22 protein-coding genes and 2 pseudogenes are annotated in these 25430 nt (G+C 74.2%); 10 read left to right on the top strand and 14 right to left on the bottom strand.

The window, feature by feature from the left end; translation table 11 throughout:
* Window positions 1-76: 76 nt before the first annotated feature.
* From ACFVUY_RS20845 to ACFVUY_RS20825, 5 genes are read left to right on the top strand one after another with little or no spacing between them, the layout of a single operon-like run.
* Window positions 77-1066 (top strand): TauD/TfdA family dioxygenase, encoded by a 990-nt coding sequence (locus ACFVUY_RS20845; protein WP_387731817.1) that lies wholly within the window; start codon window positions 77-79, stop codon window positions 1064-1066.
* 43 nt (window positions 1067-1109) lie between these two features.
* Window positions 1110-2099: an ornithine cyclodeaminase family protein gene (locus ACFVUY_RS20840; RefSeq protein ID WP_387731814.1), complete on the top strand. Its 990-nt coding sequence runs from the start codon at window positions 1110-1112 to the stop codon at window positions 2097-2099.
* A complete protein-coding gene (locus tag ACFVUY_RS20835; protein ID WP_387731812.1) occupies window positions 2090-3421 on the top strand; it encodes a Y4yA family PLP-dependent enzyme in 1332 nt (443 codons plus the stop codon). Before ACFVUY_RS20840 ends, ACFVUY_RS20835 begins: the two co-directional genes overlap by 10 nt.
* 46 nt (window positions 3422-3467) lie before the next feature.
* On the top strand, window positions 3468-4499 hold the full coding sequence (locus ACFVUY_RS20830; RefSeq protein WP_380542783.1) for a cysteine synthase family protein: 1032 nt from the start codon (window positions 3468-3470) through the stop codon (window positions 4497-4499).
* Between the two features lie 24 nt (window positions 4500-4523).
* Entirely contained in the window at window positions 4524-5930 is a 1407-nt protein-coding gene (locus tag ACFVUY_RS20825; protein WP_387731809.1) for an MATE family efflux transporter, read from the top strand.
* A gap of 54 nt (window positions 5931-5984) precedes the next feature.
* Here ACFVUY_RS20825 and ACFVUY_RS20820 read toward each other — a convergent pair whose 3' ends face one another.
* Both ACFVUY_RS20820 and rpe read right to left on the bottom strand, forming a co-directional pair.
* Window positions 5985-6944, bottom strand: a complete 960-nt coding sequence (locus ACFVUY_RS20820; RefSeq protein ID WP_387731806.1) for a pirin family protein — start codon at window positions 6942-6944, stop codon at window positions 5985-5987.
* A gap of 167 nt (window positions 6945-7111) precedes the next feature.
* Window positions 7112-7795, bottom strand: a complete 684-nt coding sequence (gene rpe / locus ACFVUY_RS20815) for a ribulose-phosphate 3-epimerase (protein WP_359897365.1) — start codon at window positions 7793-7795, stop codon at window positions 7112-7114.
* Window positions 7796-8060: 265 nt separating this feature from the next.
* Here rpe and ACFVUY_RS20810 point away from each other — a divergent pair, with 265 nt between their 5' ends.
* Complete coding sequence (locus ACFVUY_RS20810; RefSeq protein WP_387731803.1) at window positions 8061-8912, top strand: hypothetical protein; 852 nt, start codon at window positions 8061-8063, stop codon at window positions 8910-8912.
* Window positions 8913-8925: 13 nt separating this feature from the next.
* On the opposite strand, the gene ACFVUY_RS20805 is transcribed toward ACFVUY_RS20810, so the two are convergent.
* From ACFVUY_RS20805 to ACFVUY_RS20785, 5 genes and pseudogenes are all read right to left on the bottom strand, one after another.
* Window positions 8926-9600 carry a C39 family peptidase gene (locus tag ACFVUY_RS20805; RefSeq protein ID WP_387731800.1) on the bottom strand — a complete coding sequence of 225 codons (675 nt, stop codon included), beginning with the start codon at window positions 9598-9600 and terminating at the stop codon, window positions 8926-8928.
* Between the two features lie 202 nt (window positions 9601-9802).
* Window positions 9803-10312, bottom strand: a pseudogene (locus ACFVUY_RS20800) (DUF4188 domain-containing protein); the annotation flags it as partial.
* 212 nt (window positions 10313-10524) lie between these two features.
* On the bottom strand, window positions 10525-11511 hold the full coding sequence (locus ACFVUY_RS20795) for an aldo/keto reductase (protein ID WP_387692043.1): 987 nt from the start codon (window positions 11509-11511) through the stop codon (window positions 10525-10527).
* A gap of 70 nt (window positions 11512-11581) precedes the next feature.
* Window positions 11582-12403: an ABC transporter permease gene (locus ACFVUY_RS20790; protein WP_387692041.1), complete on the bottom strand. Its 822-nt coding sequence runs from the start codon at window positions 12401-12403 to the stop codon at window positions 11582-11584.
* Window positions 12400-13371, bottom strand: a complete 972-nt coding sequence (locus ACFVUY_RS20785; RefSeq protein ID WP_387731797.1) for an ATP-binding cassette domain-containing protein — start codon at window positions 13369-13371, stop codon at window positions 12400-12402. Before ACFVUY_RS20785 ends, ACFVUY_RS20790 begins: the two co-directional genes overlap by 4 nt.
* Window positions 13372-13475: 104 nt before the next feature.
* Here ACFVUY_RS20785 and ACFVUY_RS20780 point away from each other — a divergent pair, with 104 nt between their 5' ends.
* Window positions 13476-14258 carry a TetR/AcrR family transcriptional regulator C-terminal domain-containing protein gene (locus ACFVUY_RS20780; protein WP_387731794.1) on the top strand — a complete coding sequence of 261 codons (783 nt, stop codon included), beginning with the start codon at window positions 13476-13478 and terminating at the stop codon, window positions 14256-14258.
* Between the two features lie 7 nt (window positions 14259-14265).
* Here the strand turns inward: ACFVUY_RS20780 and ACFVUY_RS20775 are convergent, their stop codons facing one another.
* The 3 genes and pseudogenes from ACFVUY_RS20775 to ACFVUY_RS20765 form a co-directional block, all read right to left on the bottom strand.
* Window positions 14266-15645, bottom strand: a complete 1380-nt coding sequence (locus ACFVUY_RS20775; RefSeq protein WP_387731791.1) for a pyridoxal-phosphate dependent enzyme — start codon at window positions 15643-15645, stop codon at window positions 14266-14268.
* 421 nt (window positions 15646-16066) lie between these two features.
* Window positions 16067-16777, bottom strand: a pseudogene (locus ACFVUY_RS20770) (vWA domain-containing protein); the annotation flags it as partial.
* Window positions 16778-16895: 118 nt separating this feature from the next.
* On the bottom strand, window positions 16896-17456 hold the full coding sequence (locus ACFVUY_RS20765) for a hypothetical protein (RefSeq protein ID WP_387692032.1): 561 nt from the start codon (window positions 17454-17456) through the stop codon (window positions 16896-16898).
* A 141-nt stretch (window positions 17457-17597) separates the two neighbouring features.
* On the opposite strand from ACFVUY_RS20765, the gene ACFVUY_RS20760 reads away from it, so the two are divergent.
* Both ACFVUY_RS20760 and ACFVUY_RS20755 read left to right on the top strand, forming a co-directional pair.
* Window positions 17598-18740, top strand: a complete 1143-nt coding sequence (locus ACFVUY_RS20760) for a serine hydrolase domain-containing protein (RefSeq protein ID WP_387731790.1) — start codon at window positions 17598-17600, stop codon at window positions 18738-18740.
* Window positions 18728-19294 carry a hypothetical protein gene (locus tag ACFVUY_RS20755; protein ID WP_387731787.1) on the top strand — a complete coding sequence of 189 codons (567 nt, stop codon included), beginning with the start codon at window positions 18728-18730 and terminating at the stop codon, window positions 19292-19294. Before ACFVUY_RS20760 ends, ACFVUY_RS20755 begins: the two co-directional genes overlap by 13 nt.
* Before the next feature lie 162 nt (window positions 19295-19456).
* Here ACFVUY_RS20755 and ACFVUY_RS20750 read toward each other — a convergent pair whose 3' ends face one another.
* Window positions 19457-20266, bottom strand: a complete 810-nt coding sequence (locus ACFVUY_RS20750; protein WP_387692026.1) for an alpha/beta fold hydrolase — start codon at window positions 20264-20266, stop codon at window positions 19457-19459.
* 310 nt (window positions 20267-20576) lie between these two features.
* On the bottom strand, window positions 20577-22088 hold the full coding sequence (locus ACFVUY_RS20745) for a PQQ-binding-like beta-propeller repeat protein (RefSeq protein ID WP_387692024.1): 1512 nt from the start codon (window positions 22086-22088) through the stop codon (window positions 20577-20579).
* Window positions 22089-22404: 316 nt separating this feature from the next.
* Between ACFVUY_RS20745 and ACFVUY_RS20740 the strand changes: the two genes are divergently transcribed.
* Entirely contained in the window at window positions 22405-23181 is a 777-nt protein-coding gene (locus ACFVUY_RS20740; protein ID WP_387731785.1) for a class I SAM-dependent methyltransferase, read from the top strand.
* A 118-nt stretch (window positions 23182-23299) separates the two neighbouring features.
* Here the strand turns inward: ACFVUY_RS20740 and ACFVUY_RS20735 are convergent, their stop codons facing one another.
* Both ACFVUY_RS20735 and ACFVUY_RS20730 read right to left on the bottom strand, forming a co-directional pair.
* Entirely contained in the window at window positions 23300-24703 is a 1404-nt protein-coding gene (locus tag ACFVUY_RS20735) for a carotenoid oxygenase family protein (RefSeq protein ID WP_387731782.1), read from the bottom strand.
* Window positions 24700-25332, bottom strand: a complete 633-nt coding sequence (locus ACFVUY_RS20730) for a TetR/AcrR family transcriptional regulator (RefSeq protein WP_387731779.1) — start codon at window positions 25330-25332, stop codon at window positions 24700-24702. The genes ACFVUY_RS20735 and ACFVUY_RS20730 overlap by 4 nt, the downstream gene beginning before the upstream one ends.
* Window positions 25333-25430 lie beyond the last annotated feature (98 nt).

Genomic DNA, 25430 nt, shown 5'->3' with positions numbered 1-25430 from the left:
CGTCCCGCACCGGCGAGGTGACGCCACGTGCCCGCACCCCGCACCTCTCCTCCCCCTGTCCCCGGAAGGTCCCGCCGTGCCCACCTGCCCTGCCCCGGTACGCCGTCTCGACGCCGACGCCGTCGCGGAACTCACCTCCACCGCGGCCGAACTGCTGGCCCTCCACGGCTCCGCGACCAGCCCCGCCCTGCTGGCCGACCTGCCCGTGAAGTGCGCCCGGCTCGGCGAACCGCTGCGCCACCGACTGCGTCCGGCCGACACCGCCGACGGCCTGTTCGTACTGCGCGGACTGGAGATCGACGACACCCGCCTCGGGCCCACCCCCGGCCACTGGTCGACCGTCGGCGACTCCGGCGCGCTCTGGGACGTGGTGCTGCTGCTCGTCTCCACGGCGATGGGCACCCCGATCGCCTGGGACGGCCAGCAGGACGGCCGGTTCGTGCACAACATCGTCCCGACGCCGGGCCACGAGAGCGAGCAGACCGGGGCCTCCAGCTCCGTCCTGCTCACCCCGCACACCGAGGACGCCTTCCACCCCGGCCGCGCGCACCTGCTGCTGCTGTGCTGCATGCGCAACCACGACGCCATCGCCACCACCGCGGCCAGCGTGCGCCTGACCGACCTGACCGACGCCGACGTCGAGCAGCTGAAGCGGCCCGTCGCACCGATCCTGCCCGACGACGCCTACGAGCAGGCCCGGAAGTTCGGCGGCCGGCCCGCGCCGGTCCCCACCCTCTTCGAGGCCCCCGAGGGCCTGACCATGCGCTACGACCCCGCCTACACCCCGCTGGACGAGGCGGACGAGGCATGGCGCGCGGCGTACCGGCGCCTCGGTGACGAACTGGCCCGCGTCTCGGTCGCGGTGAGCCTGGAACCGGGTGACGTCCTGGTCGTCGACAACGACGTCGTCGTCCACGGCCGGGTGCCGTTCCGGGCCCGCTACGACGGCACCGACCGCTGGCTCAAGCGCGCCTCGGTACGCGTGGAAGACCGCCCCACCCGACCGCTCGCCGAGCACGACGAACACGGCTACGGCCAGGCCGCCCTCACCGCCCGGGCCGCCTGAACCCACCACTGCCGCCGCCTCACCACCTCGAAAGGGCACCCTCATGGACCGGGACGACACCACCCTGCGCGTACTGTCCACCAGCGACCTCGCCGGCCTGGACATCACCCTCGCCGACGTCGTCGACACCGTCGAACAGGCCTACCGCACCCTGGCCGCCGGCCAGTCCGACAACCCGCGCAAACTCACCGTCAAGCCCGCCGACGGCCACTCCGTCTCCTACGCCATGCTCGGCCGCGACGGCGTGCGCAACGTCGTCGCCGTCAAGACCTCCTACAAGCACGGCCTCGACCGGAGCCGCGAGAACCAGCACTACTACACGACGCTGACCATCTACGACGACGTCACCGGCCTGCCCGTCGCCATGATGGACTGCTCCCGCATCGGATCCCTGCGCACCCCGGCCGTCTCCGCCCTGCTGGCCCGCGAGTGCGCCGCCCCCGACGCCTCGACCGCGCTGGTGATCGGCACCGGCACCCAGGGCCGCCTGGCACTGCCGTTCCTGCTCACCGCCCTGCCCGGGCTGCAGCGTCTCCTCCTGTCCGGGACCCACCCCGACGGCATCGCCGCCGTCCGCGCCGAACTCGCCCGGCACTTCCCCGACCGCGAGCTCGAACTGGTCACCGACCTCAGGGCCGCCGCCCGCGACGCCGACGTCATCGTCGCGACCGCCGGCGGCCACACCCCCGCCGCCGTCGAGGCCGACTGGCTGAAGGCCGGCGCGGTCTCGATCCTGGTCGGCCACGGCCTCGCCCCCTCCACCCTCCACCGGGCGGACCGGGTGATCGCCACCAGCGAGGCCCAGATGCGCGTCACCGGCACCGACATGGCCGACGCCGACGGCAAGCTCCCGGCCGTCGACCTGGAGCTGCCCGTCGTCATCTCCGGCACCGCCGCCGCCCGCACCGCCCCCGGGCAGCGGATCTTCGCCTACAACAGCGGACTCGTCGTCACCGACATCGCGCTGGGCCACCGCTTCGCCCAACTCGCCGCCGCCCAGGGCCTCGGAACCGAGGTGGCCCTGTGGCGCTGAGCCTGCCCGCCCACCCCGACCCGCTCACCGACCGGATCCACGGCAGCGGGCTGCTCCAGGAACTCGCCCACGGCCTGGACGGCCCCTTCCACTACCTGCTGCCCGAACGCTTCGACGACAACCTCGCCGCGTTCCGCGCCGCCCTGGCCGACGCCGGGGTCGAGGGCCGCGTCCACTACGCGAAGAAGGCCAACAAGGCCTCCGTGTTCGTGGAGCGCTGCGCCGCGGCCGGCGCCGGAATCGACGTCGCCTCCCTCGGCGAACTGCGCGACGCCCTCGGCCACGGCGTGCGCGGCGAGGACCTCGTCGTCACCGGCCCCGCCAAGAACGAGCAACTGCTGCGCGTCGCCACCCGGCAGGGCGCACTGATCGCCGTCGACGCCCTCGACGAACTGGAGCGCCTGCTCGGCCTCGACACCGACCGTCCCGTCCGCGTCCTGCTGCGCCGGCACCCGCCGGCCCAGCCGCGCAGCCGGTTCGGCCTGGACGACGCGCAACTGCACCAGGCCCTGCGACGCTGCGCCGAGGCCGGGGACACCGTACGGATGGAGGGCTTCAGCTTCCACCTCTCCGGCTACGCGGTCCAGCCACGCGCCGACCTCGCCGGAGAGCTCGTCGAACTCTGCCTCAAGGCCCGGTCGTCGGGCCTGCCGGCGGACCGGATCAGCATCGGCGGCGGCTTCCCCGTCGACTACGTCGCCGCCGACGCCTGGGACACCTTCCTCACCGAACAGGGCCCCGGGCACTACCACGGCGAGAAGGCCTTCGCCGCGGGCGACTTCTACCCGTACCACTCCCCCGTCGCCGGCGCCGACGCGCTGCGCGCGATCCTCGCCGCCCGACCCGGCGGTACCGGACCGAGCCTCGCCGAGCGGCTGCGGCAGGCCGGCGTGACGCTCCTGCTGGAGCCCGGCCGCGCCCTGCTGGACCGCGCCGGGTCGTCGGTGTTCCCCGTCCAGGGCGTCAAGGACCGCGCCGGGTACGGCATCGTCACCGTCGACGGCACCAGCCTCAGCCTGTCCGAGCAGTGGTTCAACAGCGAGTACCTGCCCGACCCGGTCCTGCTCGGCGACCGCACCGGACCCCCGGAACAGCCGTACCGGGCGTGCGTGGGAGGGGCCAGCTGCCTGGACTCCGACCTGCTCACCTGGCGCAAGATCGCCTTCCCCGCCCGGCCCCGGGTGGGCGACCTGCTCGTCTACCCCAACACCGCGGGCTACCAGATGGACTCCAACGAGTCCCCCTTCCACGAACTGCCGCTGCCGCCGAAGGTCGTCATCGACCACCACCGCGACCGCCCGCGCTGGCGCCTCGACCGCTGACCCCCGCACGAACCTCCCCGCCCCGCCGTCCCCACGGAGCTCCACCATGACCGACGCCCTGAACCGCCCCCCGGTGGTCAGCCGGATGTCCGACCTCATCGGCCGCACCCCGCTGTTCGAACTCGCCCGCGCCGACAACGGCGCCCGGCTGCTGCTGAAACTGGAGATGTTCAACCCCACCGGCAGCGCCAAGATCCGCATGGCCCGCCAGATGGTCCTCGACGCCGAGGAACGCGGCGACCTGCGCGAAGGCGGCCACATCATCGAGTCCACCTCCGGCAACACCGGCCTGGGCCTGGCCGTCGTCGCCGCCGAACGCGGCTACCGCTTCACCGCCGTCGTCGACAACCACGCCGCCGCCGACAAACTGCGCGGCATGAAGGCGATGGGCACCGAACTCGTCTTCGTCGACGCCGACACCGACGGCGAGGAACTCCACACCGCAGCCCGCGAGGAACTCGCCGAGGAGATGGCCCGCGGCAAGGACAACACCTTCTTCACCGAGCAGCACAACAACCCCAGCAACGCGGTCGGTTACCACGCCGTCGGCCGCGAGATCGCCCAGGCCCTCGACAACCGGGTCGACGTGCTGATCGGCGCGGTCGGCACCGGCGGCGGCCTGTGCGGCACCGCCCGCGAGCTCAAGCGCTCCGTGCCCGGCGTCGCCGTCGTGGGCGTCGAACCGAAGGGCTCGATCGCCTTCGGGCCGCCCGCCCACGACTACTACCAGTCCGGCACCGGCACCCCCGAGGGCGCCACCATCGGCCTGCTGGTGGACTACGACCTCATCGACGAGGGAGTGAAGGTCGGCGACATCGAGGCCTTCGCGACCGCCCGCGTCGTCGCCCGCCGCACCGGCCTGCTCATCGGCGGCTCCGCCGGAGGCGTCGTCCACGAGGCCCTGAACCGCCTGCCGGCCCTGGCGCCGGATGCCGTTATGGTCGCCTTCATCAACGACGGTGGCGAGAAGTACATGGACACCGTCTTCAACGACGACTGGATGAACGCCCGCGCACTGCTCGACGAGGCCGTGGAGGCCGACATCGACGAGACGCTCACCAAACTCCGCCGGCCCTGACTTCCGAGAAACGTGACACCCACGATGCAGCAGCCAGCCACCCTCGCCCGCGACAGCCGCGCACTCGCCGCCCTCGCCGTCCCGCTCGCCCTCACCCAGCTCGCCCAGGTCGCCCTCACCACCACCGACACCATCATGATGGGCGTGCTCGGCACCGAGGCCCTGGCGGCCGGCGGCCTCGCCCTGGTCGTCTTCAACCAGCTGCGCACCATGGGCGTCGGCCTCGTCACCTCCGTCGGCAACCAGGTCGCGGCCGCCGCCGCGCGCGCCGAACGGGACGAGGACGCGGCCGACGACGGCGACGAGGTCCGCGGCCTGGTCCGGGCGGCGATGGCCGTCGCCACCCTGGCCGGCCTCGCGGGCGCCGTCCTGATGGTGCTCATCGGCCAGGCCGCCACCTGGCTCGGCCAGGACGCGGAAGTCGCCCACCGCGCCCAGGGCATGCTCGCCGCCCTCGCCCCCGGCCTGCTCCCCTGCCTCTGGTTCCAGGCGATCCGCCAGTTCACCGTCGGCATGCGCCGCCCCCAGGCCCTGCTGCAGATCACCATCGCCTCCGTCGCCATCAACGCCGGACTCAACTGGCTCTTCATCCACGGCACTTGGGGTCTGCCCAAACTCGGCCTCACCGGCATCGGCGTCGCCACCAGCAGCGTCTACCTGCTCTCCTTCCTCGCCCTCTACGCCTCGGCCCGCCGCGACCCGCAGCTCGCACCCCTGCTGAGCCCGGACTTCTGGCGCGCCGACGCCCCCACCGTGCGCCGCCTGCTCGGCCTCGGCACCCCGATCGCCGCCACCTACGGCTCCGAGGCCGGCTTCTTCTCCGTCACCGCCCTGCTCGCCGGCAGCTTCGGCGCCGCCGCGCTCGCCGCCCACACCGCCGTCAACCAGCTGATCTACATCGTCTTCCAGGTCGCCGTGGGCCTCTCCCACGCGGCCTCCATCAACGTCAGCCGCGAACTCGCCCTCGGCGAGTACGCCGCGGCCCGGCGGATCAAGAACACCGCACTCGCCTGCGGCGCCGCCGTCACCACCCTCGTCGGCATCGCCTACCTCACCGTGCCCGACCTCGTCCTGCGGCCCTACTTCGACCCCGGCGCGGCCGCCGACCAGCAGGGCCTGCGGATCGCCACCGGACTCCTGGCCGTCGTCGCCGTGCTGCAGTTCTTCGACTGCGCCCAGAACATCGGCGTCGGCCTGCTGCGCGGCCTCGACGACACCAGGAGCGGCTTCCGCATCACCCTGATCGGCTACTGGCTCGTGGGCCTGCCCGCCTCCTGGCTCCTCGCCTACCCCCTCGGCGGCGAGACCCGCGGCCTCTGGCTCGGCCTGCTCGTCGGCCTCGCCACCACCGCCGTCCTCCTGCTGCGCCGCTACGGCCGCGCCCTCTCGGCCAAGGCGGTCACCTCACCCGAAGCGGCCGTCGCCGGCTGAGCCGGGCGAGCCGGCCGCTGGCACCCGTCCCGCGGGCCGACACCGGCCCGCGGGTCAGCGCTCGCGCCCCCGCGCCTTCAACGGGACGGCCGGCAGCTCCGGGGCGGGCAGCCGCTCGCCGTCGTAGCCGTGCACCTCGCCGAAGCGGTCGCCGGTCATCCAGTCGGCCCGGGCCCGCGCGATCTCCTCGGTGGAGCAGCCGACGAAGTTCCACCACATGACGATCCGCTCGTCGAAGGGCTCGCCGCCGAGGAGCAGGACGGCGGCGTCGCCGTGGGCGCGCAGCGGGAGGTCGGGGCGACCGCAGCCGAGGTAGAGCATGGAGCCGGGCTCGACCGGGACGCCGTCGACGTCGACGCGGCCGGACATGGCGAGGACGGCGTACTCGAAGTCGGGGACGAGCGGGAGGCGGAGGTCCGCGCCGTCGGCGAGGGCGAGGTCGGCGCCGACCAGCGGGGTGTGGACGGTCCCGGGCGAGATGGCGGTGTCGAGGGTGCCGAGGATGACGGTGGCGCGCAGGCCCCGGCCGGTGACCACGGGCAGGTCGGGGTGGTGCTCGAAGGCGGGGGCGATGTTCCGGCCGGCCTCCGGGAGGGCCACCCAGAGCTGGGCGCCGTGCAGGTGGCGGGCGTGCGGGCGCGGGGACTCCTCGGAGTGCGAGATCGCCCGGCCGGAGGTCATCAGGCCCAGCTCGTACGGCCGGACGGTCCGGAGGCTGCCGAGGCTGTCGCGGTGCAGCACCTCGCCCTGGTGGAGCCAGCTGACCGTCTGGAGGCCCATGTGCGGGTGCGGCGGGACCCGCATGCCGGGCTCGTCGGCGATGTCGTCGGGCCCGTAGTGGTCCACGAAGCACCAGGCGCCCACCATCCGGCGGCCCAGGTTGGGCAGCAGGCGCCGGACCACCGTGCTGCCACCGAGCGGGAATTGACGGGCCGTCAGCAGATCCTTCACCGGGCCGGCGCTGGCCTCGCGGCCGCAGCCGGCCGGGGCGGGCCTGAGGTCGAGGTTGCTCATCGCGGTTCCACCACCGTACGGAGAGGGGCCGGGCACGGTCCTCGGAGGACGTCGTCACCGATCATCCGCCACGGTGCGGCGTTCCTCCACCCGCGCCCGGCCATCCGGCGGTGCCGGCACCGCCGGCGGCCCGGCGGTTCAACGGCTCGGCGAAGGCCCGGCGGGCCTCAGTGCCCGCAGGCCCACCAGGCGTCCGCCGTCGCCTTGTCGGCGAGGTCCCGCAGCTTGCGGACCGCCTCGGCCGGGTCCTCGGCCCCGTACACCGCCGAGCCGGCCACGAACACGTCCGCGCCCGCCTCCGCGCAGCGCTCGATGGTGTTCGCCGCGACGCCGCCGTCCACCTGCAGCCACAGTTCCAGGTCGTGCTTGGCGATCAGCTCCCGGGTGCGGCGGATCTTCGGCAGCATGATGTCCAGGAAGGCCTGGCCGCCGAAGCCAGGCTCGACGGTCATGATCAGCACCATGTCGAGCTCGGGCAGCAGGTCCTCGTACGGTTCGATCGGGGTGCCCGGCTTGAGCGCCATCGACGCGCGGGCGCCCTTGGCGCGGATCTCGCGGGCGAGCCGGACGGGCGCGGCGGCGGCCTCGACGTGGAAGGTCACCGAGCCGGCGCCGGCCTCGACGTACTGCGGGGCCCAGCGGTCCGGGTCCTCGATCATCAGGTGGAGGTCGAGCGGGGTGTCGGTGGCGCGGGCGAGCGACTCGACCACCGGGACGCCGAGGGTCAGGTTGGGCACGAAGTGGTTGTCCATGACGTCCACGTGCAGCCAGTCGGAACCCCGGACGGCCTCGGCCTCGTCGGCGAGCCGGGCGAAGTCCGCGGACAGGATGCTGGGGTTGATCTGGGCCATGACCGACTACCTTCGTACGAGGACCTGCGGGGGCTGGGCGCCCCCCGGGAGCGGGCACCTCATCCCATCATCCCGCGCCGTACCGCCGCCGGGCGCACAGCGCCGCCCCGGCGTGACCGTCATCACACCCCCGGCAGGATTACCGGGGCCCCCGCCGTGGTCATCAGCCCTTGAACGGGCCACGGCCCGCCGCGGCTCCCGCCGGGCCGTCCCGACCGCCGAGCTCCCCGGCCCGCCCGGAGCTCCGTCCGAGGAAGGTCTCCCGATGACCGATCTCGTCCACCCCGCCCGCGCGCTGTGGTGGCTCTTCGAGCCGGTGCACGCCGTCACCTACTTCCTGCCCGAGGGCCGCGCCGCCTTCGAGGAGGCCGGCCTGCACGGCCGACTGCACGGCTACTTCGCCACCCGATCGGCCCCGCTCGGCGCGGTGGACGCCCCGCCGGTGACCGCCGCCTTCTTCAACTTCTCCCCCTCGATGGTCGAGCGCGCCCTGCCGGAGGTGTGGAACCACGCGAGCCCGGAGGAGGCGCTGACCGCCCGACTGAAGGCCTCCGCGACGATCTTGGAGGCGCTGCTGGAGCACGTGGACAAGGAGCAGGTCGAGCTGGTCGCCGAGACCCTGGAGCAGGCCGCCACCCGGCTGGACTGCGCCGGGCGGGTGCTGGCCGCCGCCAACGCCGCGCTGCCCCGCCCGAGCGGCCTGTACGAGCGGCTCTGGCAGGCCGCCACCGTGATGCGCGAGCACCGCGGCGACGGCCACGTGGCCGCCCTGGTGGCGGCCGGGCTGGACGGCTGCGAGGCCCTGGTGGTCCGCTGCGCGATGGACATGCGGCGCGAGATGCTCCAGCCGCTGCGCGGGTGGACGGACGCCGAGTGGGAGGCGGCGGCCGACCGCCTGGTCGAGCGCGGCTGGCTGACCGCCGAGGGAACGGTCACCGAGCTCGGCCGGATCCGTCACCAGACCCTGGAGGCCGCCACCGACCTGGCCGCGGCCCGGGTCTGGGACGACTACCCGCGGAGCGAACTCGACCGGCTCGCCGCGGCGTTGAAGCCGATCTCGGCGCTCTGTCGCGGCCGGCTGCCGATCAACCCGATGGGACTGCCGGACAACCAGTGACCGCTCCGCGACGTCAGGGCGAGGAGATCCGGGGCGGGCCGAGCACGATCCCGCGTCCGGCGTAGAACCGCCCGAACGACCGCCACGGCACGCGCGCGAAGGCCTGCGACTCCCCCGGGAACCCGGAGGGGTTGTGGATCAGCAGCGCCGTGTCCGTGGCACCCACCGCCAGGACCAGGTGCCCGCCGCGCCGCACCGGCTCCGGCCCGTACGGCTCCCGGATCGATGGGTGCACCGAGACCATCACCAGCCGGCCGTCGGCCACCTCCGACGACACCTCCTCGGGCGTCAACTCCCTTGCCCGCGCGGCCAGTCCCCAGCGCCGCTCGACGTACTCGGCGAACGGCGCGTGGATCAGCCCGCGCAGGCTGTCACCGTCCCGCAGGTAGGCGCCGGCCGCCACGCACTCGCCCGCGAGCGCCAGCGCCGCCGGGGTCACGCCCCACCAGTGCGCCAGCGCCATCCGCAGACAGGCCACCCCGCACAGCCGCCAGGACCACCACGCGTACTCCTCCGCGGTGGCCGCGCCGGACTGCCCCCAGCGCGGATCGGCGGACGCCTCCAGCCGCCCGTCGACGATCTCCCGCACCAGCTCCGCCGACTCCCACTGCGCGTGGTACGGCACCTCGTGCACCACCCGCACCGACCGCGCCGGCGCCTGCGGCCGCGCGTCGCCCCGATCCACCATTCCCCGACGCTCTCACGGTGCGGCGGCCGGGCGGCCCACGACACTCCCGGCGCAGCCGTACTCAGGCACCGGGGGCCGGCGCGGCCCCGACCTCGGACTCGCCCGCCCCGCCCGGCGCCGTCCGCGCCCCACCGGTATCCGGCTCCGACCGGCCCGCCAGCGACTGCGACTGCGACCCGACGGTCTCCGGCCCCGGTGCCGGCTCCGGGGCCGGGGCCGGCTCCCGGTAGGCCAGCCGCTGCGCCGCGTGCCGGCCGCGCGCCTCCACCGGCAGCGAGCCGGTGGCGCCGGCCAGGCCGAACGGCGGCATGTCGAAGTAGATCGACTCGTACCCGCCCGGCGGCGCGATGTACGTCTCGTGCCAGAGCCCGACGTGCCCGCGGGCCTTGCCCTCCCGCAGCTTGCGGTTGGCGATGCCCCACACGGTGTGGTGGAAGCCGTCCGGCGCGCTCGCGTAGCCGTACAGCTTCTCCTTCGACTCCCAGTACTGGACCACGTAGTAGGTGCGCGGCGAGGCGGTCAGCAGGATGCGGCCGCGCAGGCCGCGCTCGGGGGCGCGGCGCAGGTCGTACAGCATCCGGAGCATCGAGAACATCACCGGGCCCCAGTGGTGCACGGCCCAGAAGCGGTTGATCCGCATGCCGATCAGCAGCACCACGGTGTCGCCGGTGGCGGCGGCGGTGGTGTAGCCCGGCTGCGGCTTGGCGAACAAGGCCAATTGTGCCTCCCCGTACCCTTGCCCATGTAAGCGGTGACTAGACCAGTGCCGGACGGCCCGGTCAAGGCTCGCCACCCTCACAATTCGGCTACTGTGCGGGCCGGTTGACGCCGCCGGGGGCCGGGGGCGCCGGTCCGCGGCCGGCTCCCCCGGGTACGCGCGGGGCCCCGGCCCCCGACGAAGGGGCCGGGGCCGACGCGGACGGCCTACCAGGCGTAGTCCTCCGGGGCGGGCCGGTGGCCCGGGAAGAGCTCGTCGAGGTGGTCGAGGGTCTTCTGGTCGAGCTTGAGGTCGAACGCGCCGATGGCGGCGTCGAGGTGGGCCGGGGTGCGGGGGCCGATGATGGGGGCCGTGACGGCCGGGCGGGAGAGGAGCCAGGCGAGGGCGAGGTCGGCGGGGTCGGCGCCGAGTTCGGCGGCGAAGTCCTCGTAGGCCTGGATGCGGTCGCGGTGCTTGGCGAGGAGTTCGCTGGCGTAGGGCATGGCGCTGCGATCGCGGGTGCCCTCGCGCTCCTTGCGCAGGACGCCGCCGAGCAGGCCGCTGCGCAGCGGGGACCACGGGATCAGCCCGAGCCCGTAGTGCTGGAGGGCGGGGACGACTTCGAGCTCGATGGCGCGGTCGAGGAGGTTGTAGAGGGACTGCTCGCTGACCAGGCCGAGGAAGTGGCGGGCGCGGGCGGTCTCCTGGGCCTGGGCGATGTGCCAGCCGGCGAAGTTGCTGGAGCCCACGTAGACGACCTTGCCCTGGGCGACCAGGACCTCCATCGCCTGCCAGATCTCCTCCCAGGGCGTGGCCCGGTCGATGTGGTGCATCTGGTAGAGGTCGATGTGGTCGGTCTGGAGGCGGCGCAGGCTGGCCTCGACGGCCTTGCGGACGGCGAGCGCGGAGAGCTTGCTCTCGTTGGGCCAGTCGCCCATGTCGCCGTAGGCCTTGGTGGCGAGGACGGTGCGCTCGCGGCGGCCGCCGCCCTTGGCGAACCAGCGGCCGATGATCTCCTCGGTCCGCCCCCGCAGCCGGCCCTCGCTGTCGCGGCCGTAGGTGTTGGCGGTGTCGAAGAAGTTGATGCCGCGCTCGTGGGCGGTGTCCATGAGGCGGTGGGCCTCGGCCTCCTCGGTGTGGGGGCCGAAGTTCATGGTGCCGAGGCAGAGGCGGGAGACGGTCAGGCCGGTGCGGCCGAGGTGGGTGTACTCCATGGCGCCCCACCCAAGACCACACCGGCTCCGCTGTCCAGCACATTTGGCGGGAGTGCCGGAACCCGGCGGATCACCGCCCGTGGGTGGCGAACTTCCGTACGGCGAGCGGCATGCAGACTGCCAGCAGCAGGGCGCTCCAGAGCAGTGCGGCGAGGACGGCGTGCTGCGTGGGCCAGGCGGAACCGGCCGCCGAGGGGTTGCCGAACAGTTCCCGGCAGGCCTGGACGACGGAGCTGACCGGGTTCCAGTCGGCGAGGAACCGCAGCCAGCCGGGCATGCCGCCGGTCGGCACGTACGCGTTGGTGATCATCGCCAGCGGGAAGACCGCCACGGACAGCTGACCGGCCGCCTCCTCCTTGCCGACGGCCAGGCCGAGCAGGGTGCCGACCCAGGTCATCACGAATCGGAAGAGCAGCAGCAGCGCGAACGCCCCTGCCGCGTCGGCGAGTCCGTTCCGGGCCTGCCAGCCGGTGGCCAGCCCGACCAGGGCCAGCAGGGCCAGGACGACCGTGCTGACCAGCAGGTCGGCGAGGGTCTGCCCGAGCAGCAGCCCGGTGCGGGAGACGGGCATGGAGCGCAGCCGGTCGGTGACTCCGCGCGAGACGTCGCGGGCGGCGCCGACCATGGTCGGCATGATGCCGTTGGTGGCCACCATGGCGAACAGGCCTGGCATCAGGAACTCCCGGTAGTCGCCGCCGCCCGGTACCTGCATGGCACTGCCGAGGACGTACCCGAAGACCACCACCATCACCACCGGCACGCCCAGGGAGGCGGCCAACAGGCCCGGTGAGTGGCGGTAGTTGAGCAAGATGCGGAGCACCGAGGTCCAGGTGCCGGTGGCGAGCCGGCCGATGCCGGACGGTCGCGCCGGGGCGATGTGCGCAGTGGTCACCGGGCGGCCCTCCCGGCGTCGGCGGACTCCTGGGTGAGTGCGAGGAACACGTCGTCCAGCGAGGGCGCCCGCACCGCGACGTCCTGCGCGACGACCCCGGCGCCATCCAACTCCCGGACCAGCGACGGCAGCAGGACGGACACGCCGGGCGTGGTCAGCACCGTGACGGTCCGCTCGGCGACGTCCACCCGGGCGTCGCTCCCGGTCATCGAGGACAGCACGACGGCGGTGGCGGCGAGTTGCCCGGGGTTGGCCAGGGTGACGGAGACCTGGCTGCCGATCGCCGCCTTGAGCCGGTCGGGCGGTCCGGTGGCGATGGCGGCGCCGTGGTCGACCACCACGATGTCGTCGGCGAGCCGGTCGGCCTCCTCCAGGTACTGGGTGGTGAGCAGCACGGTGGTGCCGCCGTCCGCGAGTTCCTTGACGGTGTCCCAGATCGCCTGTCGGCTGCGCGGGTCGAGTCCGGTGGTGGGCTCGTCCAGGAAGAGCACCGGCGGGCTGGTGACCAGGCTGGCGATGAGGTCGAGGCGCCGGCGCATGCCGCCGGAGTAGGTGCGCACGAGCCGGTCGGCGGCCTCGGCGAGGCCGAAGCGGGTGAGCAGTTCGTCGGCGCGCTCCCGGGCCCGGCGGGCGCCGAGGTGGTGCAGCCGGCCGAGCAGGCGGAGGTTGTCGCGGCCGGTGACGCCCTCGTCGACGGCGGCGTGCTGCCCGGCGAGGCCGATGGCGCGGCGGACGTCCTCGGCGGCGCGGACGACGTCGTGTCCGGCGACCCTGGCGGTGCCGCGGTCGGGGGCGACCAGGGTGGCGAGGACGCGGACGGCGGTGGTCTTGCCGGCGCCGTTGGGGCCGAGCAGGCCGCAGACGGTGCCGGCCGGGACGGCGAGGTCGAGGCCGCGCAGGGCCTCGGTGGCGCCGAAGCGTTTCTCCACGCCCGCCATCTCGATGGCGGGTCGGGCGGTGTCGGACATGGCTCTGCCCCTCTCTAGGTACAGCGTACGTAGAAGCGCGCGCAGGCGCATCCTACTACGTACGCCGTACGTATCTAAGATGGGGGCAGCGAGGTGATCTTCCAGTGCCGTCCAGCAAGCCCACACCGTCCAGCACGCCCGCACCGGGCGGGTCCGCATCGGGCGGGTCCGCACCGGCGTCCAGCAAGCCCACGCCCCCCGAGGCCCCCGAAGTGATCTGGCTGCGCCCCGAGCGCGCCGGACGCGGCCCGCGCCCGGCCCACAGCCGCGACTCGATCGCCGCCGCGGCCATCGGGATCGCCGACGCCGAGGGCCTGGACGCGGTGTCCATGCGGCGGGTCGCGGCGGCGCTCGGCGCGGGCACCATGTCGCTCTACAACTACGTGCCGAAGAAGGAGCACCTGCTCGACCTGATGCTCGACGCGGCCACCGCCGAGTACCAATTCCCGTCCGCGCCGAGCGGCGACGTCCGGGCCGACCTCGCCGACCTCGCCCACCAGCAGCTCGGCATCTTCCGCCGCCACCCCTGGCTGCCCGCACTGGTGCTGGCCCGCCCCGGGATCGGCCCCAACGCTCTGCGCTACACCGACCACTTCCTCGCCGCCACCGCCCCCACCGGCCTCGGCGGGAGCGACCGGATGGAGGCGATGGCCCTGATCAACGGCTTCATCGTCCAGTTCGCCCAGTACGAGCGGACGGCGGCCGCGGGCGCCAAGTGGCAGTCCGAGCTGGTCGGTTACCTCGGCCGGGCGGCGGCGAGCGGCGAATTCCCGCACCTGGCCCAGGCCTTCGCCGCCGCGGGCCCGCCCGCCGACCCGGACCGGGCGTTCGACCGCACCCTGGACCGGGTGATCTCCGCCATCCTGATGCCGACGGGCGACAACTGACGTACCGTCAGCCCGCGAGGACCTCCCTGGTCAGCAGCCCCGCCACCCGGCCGTCCAGCAGCACCAGCACCGCGGGGCGCCCGCCCGCCAGCGCCGCCCGCGCCTCGGCCGCCGACTGCCCGACGCCGACCGTCGGCAGTGCCGGACCGAGCAGCGCGCCCAGCGGGTCCCCCGGCTCGGCGCTGCCGTCCGCGAGCGCCGCCGTCAGCACCTCCCGGGACACCGAGCCCGCCACCTCGGTCGCGTTCACCCCGAACGGGCGCGCCGGCCGCGCCAGCACCGCCGGGGCGACTCCGCCCGGCGCGTCCCGCAGCGCCCGGGCCGCCTCGCCGACGGTGGCGCCGGCGTCGACCGTCACCAGCGGCCCGGCCGCCTCCAGCAACGGGCGCAGGCCCTCCGCCTCCTCCTCCAGGAAGCCCCACTCCCGCATCCAGGCGTCACTGTGCACCTTGGACAGGTAGGAGCGGCCCGAGTCGGGCAGCACCACCACGACCAGGTCGTCCGGCCCGAGCGTCCGCGCCACCCGCAGCGCCGCCGCGACCGCCGTGCCGGAGGACGGGCCGGCCAGCAGGCCCTCCTCGCGCGCGAGTCGGCGCGCCGTCAGCAGCGACTCGCGGTCCCGGATCCGCTCGAAGGAGTCGATCACCTCCGACCGGTAGGCCTGCGGCCAGCGGTCCTCGACGGTTTCGGGGTGGAGGAAGTGCCCGATGCTCTCGACGAACCACGGGCTGCCGTCCCCGCCCCCGTACGAGGAGGACTCCGGGTCCGCGCCGACCACGGTCACCGTGCCGCCGGAGGCCTCCTTCAGGTATCCGCCGGTACCGGTGACGGTGCCGCCGGTACCGACGCCCGCGACGAAGTGGGTGACCCGGCCGCCGGTCTGCTCCCAGATCTCGGGGCCGGTGGTCCGGACATGCGCGTCAGGATTGGCCAGGTTGTCGTACTGGTTGGCGAGCCAGGCACCGGGGATCTCCTCGGCCAGCCGCTGGACCACCTTGAACAGGTGCCTCGGGTCCTCCTGGGGCACCAGGGTCGGCGCGAGCACCACCTCGGCGCCGTACGCGCGCAGGATGTCCGCCTTCTCGGCCGCCGCCTTGTCCGCCACCCCGGCGATCACCCGGTACCCGCGCTGCCGGCCGACGATCGCCAGGCCGATGCCGGTGTTGCCGGAGGTCGCCTCGATGATCGTCCCGCCCGGCTTCAGCAGGCCGTCCCGCTCGGCGGCCAGCACCATCGACAGTGCGGCGCGGTCCTTGACGCTGCCTCCGACGCTGAGGAACTCCGCCTTGGCGTAAATCGGCGCGGCGATCCCGGCGCCGAGCCGGGCGAGGCGGATCAGCGGAGTCCCGCCGATCGCGTCGAGGACGGATTCGTGAACTGCGGCCATCGTCGGCCCCTTTCGCTGGCGCTGTCCGTCCGAGCCTGCCCAGGCCAGGGGCCCGGTAGACGGCAGCGACACCGTTCCTCACGGACCGCCTCCGGCCGGGCCGTCGAAGCCCGCCCCTCCCCGCCTCACCGCCTAGGCCCTCTCTTTCGGATCACGCCAGGCGGTCGCCGCCGGAGCACGCACCTCGCCGGCTTGTCGTCGGTCGCCGATGCTCCGCATGGACTCCCTCCTCCGCACCGCCGATGCACGCACTCCAACGACGCCCACCGGTCCGACGTGATCCGAAAGAGAGGGCCTAACCGCGCCGGCTCCGCCTCCCCGGGCCCCCGGTCAGGGTGGCCCAGAAGCCCCGGCGCTCCGACGGCGGGGCCGCCGGGGCCGCCGTCGGCTGCGGCTGCGGCTGCGGCGCCGGCTGCTCCGGGACGATGCCCTGGGCCCGGGCGGCCGCGAGCCAGCTCGGCAGCTCGGCGAGCAGCAGGTCGTACAGCTCCTCGTCGGAGACCGTCCGGGGATCGCGCCCCAGGTGGACGAAGCCCGCGTTGTCGATCGGCCGCTTCTCCGGGACGGGCAGTTCGTCCAGCTTCCGCAGGAAGTCGAACTGCCTGCCGGCCGGGTCCCCGAAGCCGATGAACTGCCAGAAGATCGGCAGCGTCGCCGCCTCGCACAGCCGCTTCTCCGCCGCGCTCTTGCTGATCGGGCCGCCGTCCGTCTGGAACAGGACGAAGGCCGGCGCCGTGGCCCCGCTCTCCCGGTAGTGCCGGATCACCGCGTCCATCGCCAGGTGGTAGCTGGTCTTCCCCATGTGCCCGAGGCCCGCGACGATCCGGTCGATCCAGCCCGCGTGGTCCGCCAGGGCGATCTCGGCCTGGGCGTCGACCTCGGTGGAGAAGAAGACGACCGGTACGCTCCCGTCGTCGTCCAGGTGGGCCGACAGCCCCAGTACCCGGTCGGCGAGCGCCTGGACGCTGCCGTCCTTGTAGTAGGGCCGCATCGAACCGGAGTAGTCGACCACCAGGTACACCGCCACCCGCTGGCCGTTCAGCCCGCGCCGCTCCACCGAGGCGCCGGCCGTCTTGTAGAGGCTCACCAGCCCTGGCGCGCTCCGCTCGACCTTGCTCAGACTGACGGCCATGTCCCACTCCCTTGCCCACCGCGGCAGCAGAGCTGCCGGCGCGCGTGATCGTCAACGCGCTCCCGACACTCTGCGGGGCGGACGGCGGCCGCGGCAAGCCTTCGCCCCGACCCGCCGCTCACCAGCCGTTCGGGTGCCGCGACAGCCAGTCGGCGTGCCGCTCCTTCAACCGGTCGCGCTCCTGCGGTGTGGCCAGGTGGACGTCCGCACCGCCGTCGTACGGGTGGTACAGCCGCCGCATCCCGGTGTCCGTGATGATCACCCCGGCCTCCCGCTCGTCGGCGACCCGGCGCAGCAGCCGGTCCAGGCCGCCCCGCCGCCACTGCCGCCGCTCCACGAAGACGTGGCAGTAGGTGCGGAACTCCGGCTCGGGGTCGTCGCTCTGGAGCCAGGTGCGCCAGTGCCTGGCGTCCCGGTGCATGCGGGGGACGCTCGTCCTGCTCGTCCACCGGGGCGTGAGGACGTACACCTCGGCGCCGGCGAACAGCTCGTCCAGCACGGTGTTGTGGCGTTCCAGGACGATCGCGTACTCGCGCTCGTCGTCGGGGTACCGCTTGGACTCCGGCAGGCTGTGGAAGCGCACCCAGACGTCCCGCGCCCGGCTGTCGATCTCGTGCCCGACGGGCTCCGTACCGGGCCACCGCCGCTCCCAGAGCGCGGTCAGCGCCTCGCGATCCACCTGGTTCCCTCCTCCGTTCCGACGGGCGAGTCTGCCACATCCGTCCCACCAGCCCCGGCCTGGTGAAATCCCCTCGTCACGGCCGCCCGGCTCCCGTAGCGTGGTTCGGTCGATCTTGAGGGCAGAACGGGGCACCACATCATGCAGCAGCACCACGGCTGGGCCGACGAGCGCTTCGGCGCCGTCGCGGACGCCTTCGCCGCCAACTTCACCGAGTTCCCCGAACTGGGCGCCGCCGTCACGGTGTTCTCCGGCGGCCGGAAGGTGGTCGAGCTGTGGGGCGGCACGGCCGACGACCGCACCGGCCGGGCCTGGACGCAGGACACCGTCGTACCGGTGTTCTCCTGCGCCAAGGGCCCGGTGAGCATCTCCGCGCACCTGCTCGCCCAGCAGGGCCGGCTCGACCTGGACGCGCCGGTGGCCCGCTACTGGCCGGAGTTCGCCCGGAACGGCAAGCAGGCCGTCACCGCCCGGATGATCCTCGGCCACCGCGCCGGCCTCCCGGCCCTGGACGCGGCGCTCTCCTTCCAGGAGGTCGCCGCCTGGGATCCGGTGATCCGGGCGATCGAGGCGCAACGGCCGCTCTGGGAGCCGGGCTCCACCCACGAGTACCACGGCCATGTGTTCGGCTTCGCGGTCGGCGAGGTGATCCGCCGGATCACCGGGCTGACCCCGGGCGTGTTCCTGCGCGAGGAGATCGCCGAGCCGCTCGGGCTGCCGGTCCGGATCGGTCTGCCGGAGAGCGAACTGCCGCGCCTGGCCCGACTGGTGGAGGCCGAGGGCCGCCGTCCGATGCCGGGCCCGGAGCACCTGCTCACCCGGATCGTCACCATGAACGGCGCCCTGGTCTTCCCCGGCCTGGACGTGCCGCACGGCTGGAACGACCCGGACCTGCACGCGATCGAGCTGCCCGGCGCGGGCGCCGTCGCCTCGGCCACCGGCCTGGCGGGCCTCTACGCGGCGGCGGCCACCGGCCTGGACGGCGGCGAGCGGCTGCTCTCCGCCGACACCGTGACCGACGCGGTGCGCGAAGTCTCCTCCGGCGCGGGCTTCCTGGGCTTCGACCTGGGCGCCCGCTGGGGCTCCGGCCTGCTGCTGGACTCCCCCGCCTTCCGACCGCTGCTCGGCGCGCGCAGCTTCGGCAACGACGGCGCCGGCGGCCAGTTCGCCTTCGGGGACGACGAGTTCGGCGTCGGCTTCGGCTACGTCGCCAACCGGATGATCGGCCACGGCGACGCCCGGGCGAACCGCCTGATCGAGGCGGTGCGCGGGTGCCTGGGCTGACGGGCTTCCTCCCGCTCGTCACCGGCCTGGCCACCACCGGCGGCCTCGGCGAGCTGCGCTACGGTGCCTCGCTGCCCGAACTCGCCGCCCACTACGGCGATCCGTGGGACGGCGGCCGCGTCCACCGCGGCCACCGGTGGCCGCACGCCTTCGGCTGGGGCGACGTGCAGACGGTGTTCTGCCGCTGCCGCCGGCTCCACGCGCTGTCGCTGCCGGTCTGGCACGGCGAGCTCGACCTCCCCCGGCCGGGCGGCGGTTCGGTGACGCTCGACACCCACGTCTCCGAGCGGGACCTGATGGCGGCGCTGACCGCCACCGGCCGCAGCTGGCGGACGGTGACGTACGAGAACCTCCCGGGCCAGCGGAACCTGGAGTTCTCGCCGGCCGAGGAGGTCCGGGTCGAGCTGGTGCTCACCGACCGCGACGGCTACGACCAGCCGCCGCTTCCGGAGTGGGTGCTGCACAAGGCGGTGCTGTGGGGCTTCGAGCACGTCGAGTGCCCCGCGCCGGACGGCGACCTGCCGGACGACGGCTGGGGCGCCGGCGACCGCTAAGGCCGCCGCCGACCGGTAGGGCGGCACCGACCGCCCGGGCCGCGCGGGTCGCGGTGGGCCGTTCCGTCCCCTGTGCGCAACGGCCCGCCGCCGACCGTCCGCTACTTCAGCAGGAAGTCCCGTTCCCGGCGGACGGTCGGCCCGCCGCAACGACGGCGCGCCTCAGCCCAGCGCCCTCGGCAGCACCACGCGCACCCACTCCTCCGGCTGCGAGAGGTGCGGGGCGTGCCCGGCGCCCGCGTACAGATGGCGTTCCGGCTTGGGCAGGGCGAGGTCGATCAGGTCCAGCACCTCGCCGAACATCGGGGCACTGTCGTCGCTCTGGGTGAGCAGCGCGGGTTCGCCGAACCGCGCGAGCCCAGTGAGGTCGAGGTCGAGCGCGTCCGGGTCGCGCAGCTCGTCCAGGTAGGTGGGCGCGTTGCGGATGTAGGTGTGCCGGACCGGCGCGGGCAGCTGCTCCCAGGCGCCGGGGCCGAGGGCGAGGCTGTCCACGTACAGTTCGGCGGCGGCGGCCGACTCCGCCTGCTCCAGCAGCTCCCGGACGGCGGCGATCCGGCCGGCGAAGGCGGTGCCGATCGGGCGCAGGTCCGGGTCCGCGAGCAGGATGCCGGTCCCCGGCGGCTCGTGCACGGCGATCCCGCGCAGCAGGTCGGGCCGGGCGGCGGCGAGCCGGAGGGTGACCAGCGCCCCGTAGGAGTCGCCGTAGGCGAAGGCGGGCGCCAGGCCCAGCTCCTGGATCAGCCCGGCCAGGTCGGCCGCGTCCTCGTGCACCGAACCCTGGGTGAGCGGGTCCTCGCTGCGACTGTGCCCCCGGCGGTCGTAGGCGACCGCGGTGGTGGACTCGGCCAGGCCCGGCAGCACCCGCGCCCAGGAGTCCGCATCGCTCCAGGAACCGTGCACCAGGACGACGCCGGGGCCCTCACCACGGGCCTCGTAGTGCAGCGCCACCCCGTTCACCCTGATCTCGGCCATCACGAGTCTCCCGATCTCGGCGGTGCTCCCCCACCAGCGTGACACAACCGCCCGGAAGGCTCAGGTCCTCCGGTGGCGGGTCCGTCGAGGGCGGCCGGGCGGATCGCGAGGGCCGCCTCCGCTGGTGGTCGGGCGGATCGCGAGGGCCGCCTCCGCTGGTGAATCGGGCGCCGCGCGGCCGTGCCGGACCGCCGTCCCCGGCCGGCGCGGTCGCCCGGCGCCCCGCCCGCAGCGGTCACCCGGCGTCACCGGCCGCCCCGCCACCGCCCATTGCGGTGACGGTCCGTTACCGGTTTCCCGGGCGCGGGCCTCAGCTCAGCACCCGCACCGGTGGCTCGTCCCGGGTCCCGTCCTCCGCGACCACCGTGAACCGCTCCGGGCCAGACACCGACAGGTCCACCGGGTAGAGCGACGCGGTGTCGTTGACGTCCAGCACGGCGCTCTGCCGCCCGGTCGCCACCTCCACCCTGGTCACCCGGCCCCGGGTCATCGCCCACACCGAGCCGCCGTCCACCACCAGGCCGGTCACCTGGTCGTCCAGCCCCGCCGTCCAGCGCCTGCCGCCGTCCGTGAGCGAGTACGCCAGCAGCCGGCCGGTGGCGGTCCGGCTCGGGTGCTTGCCGCCGCTGATGCCGATGTCGCCGGGCTTCTCCCCCGGCACGACGAACAGGTCCCCCACCACCACCCCGCCGAACAGCGGCCGGGCGGTGAACTCGTCGAAGGCGTGCAGCCCGCCCAGCATCACGTCCAGGTCGTACTCGTCCCCGGCGACCGGTATCGCCGCCCGCTGCCGGCCGGTCCGGTCGTAGCTGAGCACCGCGTGGGTGCCGCGCTCGGCCTGGGCGTCCACCCACACCGCGAGCGGGTCGACCGACACCACCGCGAGGTTCTTCAGCCCGCCAACCGCGGGCAGCGCGATCCGCTGCTGCTCCCGGCCGTCCGCCGGGGCCAGCGAGCGCAGCACGGGAGCGGTGTCGCCGCACTGCGCGACCGTGACGGCGTCCGCGGGGCCGCCCGCGACCTGCAGCGGGGTGCAGCCGGGATCGGCCGCGCTGTGCCAGACGTCCCGGCCGTCCGCCAGCCGTACGGCGCGCCAGCCGGCCTTCTCCTGGAGCAGGGCCTGCTGCCCGGCCACCGCGACCACGTCCGGCGCCGCGTCGTCCCCGTCCCGGGCGGGCGCGTCCACGGTGGCGGTCCAGCCCTCCCGGCCGTCGGCGAGGTCGAGTGCGGTGACGGCGGAGCAGGGCCCGTCGTGCGGCGAGTGGCCGATCAGGCCGAGGGCGTCGCCGCGGGCCGTCCCGTCGGGCCCGGTGCCCCGGCTCATCGCGCACACCGTGTCCTGCCCGGGCGGGGACCAGCTCCAGGCGACGGCCCCGGTGGTGCTGCGGTAGGCCACCACCAGGTCCGGGCGGACCCGCACCACGAGGTCCCCGCTGGTCCAGCTGCCCACCGCACGGACCGTGGAGGGCCGGTCCAGCGGCGCCTTCCAGGAGTCGTTGAGGCCGTCGCCGGCGAAGCCGACGAAGATCGTGAGCCCCAGCAGCGCCCCGACCGCGGCCGAGGGGAACCCGGCCTTCGGGTGGATCAGCGCCCAGACGAAGCCCGCACCGCAGGGCATCAGCCCGAGGATGCTAATGATCCCCATGTATGCGAGGCTCTCGCCGCCGAACCCGTTCGCCGGGCCGAACAGCACCGCGAGCCCCATGCTCGCGAACATCGCCCCCAGCACCCCGCCGGAGACCACCATCCAGGTCTCCTTGTCCCAGGCGAACCTGGCTCCCCACCTCGCCCGGACGACAGTGTCCTCGGGCCGAACGGCCATGCCGGTCTCTCCCCTGCGACGCGCCGCCCACCGCGTCGGGGCGACGATCATCGGATCGTCGCAGAGCGCGCCATGATCCGGAACAAAGAGCAGGGAAAACCCCGGCCATGACCCGCACATACCAGGCCCCGAGCGCAGGGACCGTGACGAACCCTCCCCCGCGCGCCGGCGGCCGCCCGTCCGCGCCCCGTCCACCGTCGGCCCTGTCCGGCCCCTGTCCGACCCCGTCCTGCCCCTGTCCGACCGCCGTCCGACCGCCGTCCGACCGCCGGAAATCGATTGCCCGCCGTTGGGGCGCTGGCTAGCGTTTCCCGACATGACCGCGACCCCCGCCATCCCCGACTGGCGCACCGCCAACCGTGCGAACTGGGACGAGCGCGTGCCCGTCCACGCCACCGGCCCGTTCTACGACCTGCCCGGCTTCGTCGCGGGCCGTGACACCCTCCAGGACTACGAGCCCGCCGAGGTGGGCGACGTCACCGGTCGCACGCTGCTCCACCTCCAGTGCCACCTCGGGCTCGACACCCTCTCCTGGGCCCGCCGCGGCGCCGTCGTCACCGGGCTGGACTTCTCCGCCCCGGCCGTCGCGGCCGCCGCCGACCTCGCCGCCCGGATCGGCGCCGACGACGCCCGGTTCGTCACCTCCGACGTCTACGAGGCCGCCGAGGCGCTCGACGGACGGACGTACGACATCGTCTACACCGGCTTCGGCGCGCTCTGCTGGCTCCCCGACCTCGCCCGCTGGGCCCGGACGGTCGCCGCGCTCCTCACCCCCGGCGGCTTCCTCTACCTCGCCGAGCACCACCCGGTGGCCGACGTCCTCTCCGACGACGGGCGCAGCTTCGAGGAGGACTACTTCGAGCGCACCCCGATCCTCGTCGACCACCCCGGCACCTACGCCGACCCGGACGCCCGGCTCGACGCCACCGTCACCGTCCAGTGGCAGCACGGCCTGGGCGAGGTCGTCACCGCGCTGGCCGAGGCCGGCCTCCGTCTGGACTTCCTCCACGAGCACGCCCACGCCCACTTCCGCGTCCCCGCCGGCTCCCCCGCGCCGCAGTCCTACTCCCTGCGTGCCACCCGGCCCCGCTGACCCCTCCCGGGCCGCGCCCGGCTCTTCGCCCGGTCCCCCGCCCGGCCGACCGGCCTTCCCAGCGGCCTGCCCACGGGCGTGCCCTGAACGGCCTCCCCGGCGGGCACATATTGGCCCCTCAGCCTCGGCCCGGTTCCCCGCCCGGCACCCAGTTGCCGTGCAGGCCCAGCGGTACCCGCACCGGCAGGTGGACACGGGCGAGGGGCTCGCCGGTGAAGTCCTGGGCGGCGAGGATCACCAGGTCCGCCGCGCCCCGGTCCGGGTCGTGGACGTAGGCCATCAGATAGCCGTCGTCCTCCGCCGTCGGCGTCTCCGCGGGCACGAACACCGCCTCGCCCACCGCCCCGTCGCGCCCGAAGTCGTGGACCTCGACGGTCCCCCGGCTCAGGTCGTGCTTGAGCAGGGCGTTGCGAAAACCCTCGTCCGGGCGGCCGCCCCCGGGGCCGGCCGCGGGTGCGTAGAGCTCGACGGCGGCCGCGTAGCCGTAGCGGTAAGGGCGTCCGGTGTGACGGGAGTTGACGCGCGGGAATTCCTGGACCCGGTCGTCCAGCCGCTCCTCCCGCACCGTCCCCGCCGCCAGGTCGATCGTCCAGCGGTCGAGCGTGGGCCGGCTCGCGCCGATGTCGCGCAGGTCGATGCCCGGTGGGTGCCGCACGACGTCGACCACCAGTGAATCCGCCGTCCGCTCGTACGCGTTGAGGGTGTGGCCGACCAGGTGCGGCGCGAGCTCGAACCACCGCACCGCGCCGCCCTCCCGCGGCATCACCCCGATCCGCGCGGCGCGCCGCCCGTCCCAGGTGAAGGGCACCCCGGTGGCCAGGTGCGCCGCACTGAACACCACCGGCGTGTCGTACAGCAGCACGAACCGCTCGGTGAGTGCGAAGTCGTGCATGTACGGGTTCCCGGGCACCTCGATCAACGTGCTGCGCCGGACGGCGCCGGCGGCGTCCATCACGATGTGCTGCACCTGGTCGGAGCCGTACCGGAAGGCCAGCGAGTGCAGTTCCCCGCTGTTCGGGTCGAGGATCGAATGGGCGTTGGCGCTGAACCCCTCCGGTGTGGCGCCCAGCTCGCACGGCCCCACCGTGTCCAGCTCGTAGGTGAGTTCGTACGGGCGGATGCCGCCCTCGATCAGCGCGTAGGTGCGCCCGGCGAGGCCCGCGACCTGCACGTTGGGGGAGATGTCCAGCCGTTCGTCGACGGGCGTGCCGCGCCGGGGCTCGCCGAGCCGGTCGGCGACCGCACCGGAGCGGACCCAGCGGTTGCGGTACCACTCGGCGCGCCCGTCCCGGATCCGGACGCCGTGCACCATGCCCGCGCCGAGGGTCCACAGGTGCGCGGCCGGGTCCTCGATGCCCAGCGGATTGGGGCCGTTGCGCAGGTAGCGCCCGTCGAGGTGGGCCGGTATGCGGCCGGTGACGGGCAGGTCGTGGGCGGTGGTCTCCTCGGTCACCGGGGCGAAGTTCCCGCACAGGAAGCGGTTGCGGCTCGTGCCGTCACGGTCCGGACCGTCGGTGCTCATGGTGTCGACCTCTCGTCAGGTGATGGGGAGGCGGCGAAGGCCCGTCCCAGCGCGGCCATCAGCGCCTCGTAGCGCGCCCCGGCCTCGGCCGGCGCGAAGTGGCCGGCGAGTTCCAGGCTCACCGCGCCGTGGGTGGCCGCCCAGAAGAGCTTCGAGACCTCGTGGGCGTCGCCGGGCCGGAAGACCCCGGCCGCGATGCAGGCCTCCACGGCGGCCACCGAGGCACCGAACGCGCTGTCCGCGACGGCCAACGCCTCGGCGCCCGGCCGGAATCCGGGGACCGGCTGCTCGAACATCACCCGGTAGTAGGCGGGTTCGGCGATCGCCCGCTCCCGGTAGGCCCGGCCGAGCGCGGTCAGAAAGGCCAACGGGTCGTCCCCGCGCGGGACTTGCTCCTGCGCCCGGCGCAGCCGAGCGAAGCCTTCCCGGTACAGCGCGTCCAGCAGCCCCTCCTTCCCGCCGAACATCGTGTACAGCACCTTGGTCGAGGAGCCGATCTCGGCGGCGATCCGGCGCACGGTCAGTGCGGCGGGGCCTTCGGCGACGAGGAGGGCGATGGCGCGGTCGAGGATCACGGCGCGCACGGCATCCTGGCCGACCCGCTGCGCGTCCTGGTAGGGCGTGCTCATGGGTAACAACGTAACCAAGGAGAAACAGTGTTACCAGCCTTTGCGTGCAACGGATTTCGAAACCCACCCGGCCCGACCGTGCGGCCACCCCGACTAGA

The sequence above is a fragment of the Kitasatospora sp. NPDC058063 genome (assembly GCF_042885395.1).
GTDB classification, from domain to species: domain Bacteria; phylum Actinomycetota; class Actinomycetes; order Streptomycetales; family Streptomycetaceae; genus Kitasatospora; species Kitasatospora lactacystinica.
This window is presented reverse-complemented; position numbering and strand designations above follow the sequence as displayed.